Genomic DNA, 2,445 nt, shown 5'->3' on the forward strand with positions numbered 1-2,445 from the left:
CCTCAGGGAAGAAGCCGCCGCATTTGCCGGCCGTGTGGTGTTGCGTGCCAGCGGCAACAGCAGCATCGACATGGTCCGCCTGGTGGGCCAGCGCATTGTGGCGGTGCGCAGCTGGGGCAAGCACTTCCTGCTCGAGTTCAAGGGTTTTTCCGTCCGCATCCATCTGCTGATGTTCGGCACTTACCGCATCAACGAAGGCAAAGATGGCGCCGTCCCGCGGCTGAGCCTCGGGTTCGCTGGCGGAGAAGAGCTGAACTTCTACACCTGTTCGGTGCGTTTCGTGGAAGGACCGCTGGATGCCGCTTACGACTGGAGTGCGGATGTTCTGTCGGATGCCTGGGATCCGGTGGCTGCCCGCAGAAAGTTGCGCGCCATGCCCGACGCACTTGTCTGCGACGCACTGCTGGACCAGACGGTTTTCTCCGGTGTCGGCAACATCATCAAGAACGAGGTGCTGTTTCGCATCCGCGTGCACCCGCTATCAACCGTAGGCGCCATGCCCGCGCCCAAGCTGCGGGCGCTGGTCGAGCAGGCGCGGCAATACAGCTTTGACTTTCTGGAATGGAAGCGGGCTTTTGTGCTCAAGCAGCACTGGCTGGCGCACACCAAAAAGACCTGCCCGCGCTGTGCCATTCCATTCGTCAAGGCCTATCTCGGAAAAACCAACCGCCGCAGTTTTTTCTGCGAAAGCTGCCAGCGGCGCTACGACGCGCCCTTTGAATTGCGTTAGGTTTCAGCACCGGTGAGTCCTCGTGGCAAGGGCTCCGGCACGGCATGACAAAATGCAGGCCATCCCAATCTGTCAACGGAGACGCCCGCATGAATTTTGCCCCCGACCTTGCGACCGTCACCCATGGCATCCAGCTGGCGGTGGCGCCGGTGTTTTTGCTCACCGCTGTTTCTGGCATGATCGCCGCCGTTGCAGGGCGGCTGGCACGCATCATTGACCGCGCGCGTTTCCTGGAGAACCGGCTCGAAACCGGCGGCGTGGAAGAGGCCCGCGCGCACCGCATGTATGCCGAGCTGCGCGAGTTGCGCCAGCGCGGCTGGCTCGTCAACATCTGCATCGCCTTTCTGACCTTTTGCGCCATGCTGATCGGCACCACCATCATCCTGCTTTTCCTGGGGGAAACCAGCGAGCTGCCGACCCTGCGCATTGCCACCATCTGCTTCCTCTCGGGCGTGGTGTGCTTTCTTCTGGCGCTGGTTTGCTTTCTGGCTGAAACGCTGCTGGCGACGCGGCTGCTCAAATTTGCTGAACCGCAACCAAAATGACGCGTTGCCCCGTCCCGGTAATTCAGGGATTGAATGCCCTGCGGAGCATTATGGACGGGCGCCAGCAGCTATCATAAATATAGCAATAAGTCCTTTGTGTCGTGGTGCCCGTTTGTTGTCTTCCTGGCTGGGTCCGCAAGTCAGGCATCTATCCCCAGTCCCTCAAATGCGTGTCAATGTATGACCGTGAAACAGCTTGTTTCCTGACATCCGGCTGCCGTGTTTCGGGCCAGAATGGCACAGCTTTGACTGCACTGCCATGCAGGGTATGACGTGCATTCGGTGCGCACGTGGCATGCGCAAGCCCTGTCAACGGTCGCCGCAGGGGCCCGTTGAAGAAGGAGCCTTGTGCACTGTTGCCTGTGGCAGTAACCCGCCAACTTGACGTAGCCGCAATGCCGCCGGGCCGATCCCGAACTGATACCACTGGAGAACCACGATGACAACAACAACGACCCCGAAAACCGGTTTGCGCCTGCCCACCCGCAGCCTGGCCTTTTTAATGGCCGGCGCGCTGATGTGCTCCGCAAGCTTTGCCGAAAAACCCGAATGGGCCGGCGGCGGAAAGAACAAAGACAAGGGCGGAAAACACAGCCAGGTGGAGCAGTCAGACCAGGACGACCACGGCGGCAAAAAAGCCAAAAAGTCCAAAGGCAATAAACATGAAGACGTCAAAGTTGGCGGCTATTTTGTTCCCGAGCAGCGTGTGGTGCTGCAGGACTACTACGGAAAGCAATTCAAGTCGGGCCATTGCCCACCGGGCCTTGCCAAGAAAAACAACGGCTGCATGCCGCCGGGCCAGGCCAAAAAATACGCCATCGGGCAACCGCTGCCTGCCGGTGTGGTGTATTACCCCGTGCCAGCCTCTGTGGTGGGGCGGCTCGGCCCGCCTCCCTCGGGCCACAAGTATGTGCGTGTCGCCACTGATATCCTGCTGATTGCACTGGGTACCAGCATGGTGGTGGACGCCGTGCAGGATCTGGGCTCGCTTTAACCCCCGAGACCCCCGAGCCCTAAAGCTTCCCGGGTTGGCGGCGTTTTGGCTGCGGCCCGGGTTGCCACGTTTTCATGCGCTCCATGATCAGGTCGTGCAACGCCTGTGCCGCCACCGAAAGGCTGCCTTCCTGCCGGCGCACGGTATAAATTTTTCTTGACAGGCCAGGCGTGGCC

The 2,445-nt window shown here is 60.4% G+C and carries 3 protein-coding genes; all 3 read left to right on the plus strand.

All coding sequences use genetic code 11. The annotated features are described in order from the left end of the window. Positions 1 to 730, plus strand: a 730-nt coding sequence (locus AC1D0Z_RS19690) for a DNA-formamidopyrimidine glycosylase family protein (protein WP_477659866.1), incomplete at its 5' end; no start/stop codon positions are given. 89 nt (positions 731 to 819) lie between these two features. After that, positions 820 to 1,275, plus strand: coding sequence for a DUF2721 domain-containing protein (locus tag AC1D0Z_RS19695; protein WP_477659867.1), 456 nt, complete (start codon positions 820 to 822; stop codon positions 1,273 to 1,275). Positions 1,276 to 1,714: 439 nt separating this feature from the next. Next, positions 1,715 to 2,269 (plus strand): hypothetical protein, encoded by a 555-nt coding sequence (locus tag AC1D0Z_RS19700; protein WP_477659868.1) that lies wholly within the window; start codon positions 1,715 to 1,717, stop codon positions 2,267 to 2,269. The last annotated feature ends 176 nt before the right edge of the window (positions 2,270 to 2,445 follow it).

It is taken from the genome of Polaromonas sp. P1_E3 (assembly GCF_056405935.1).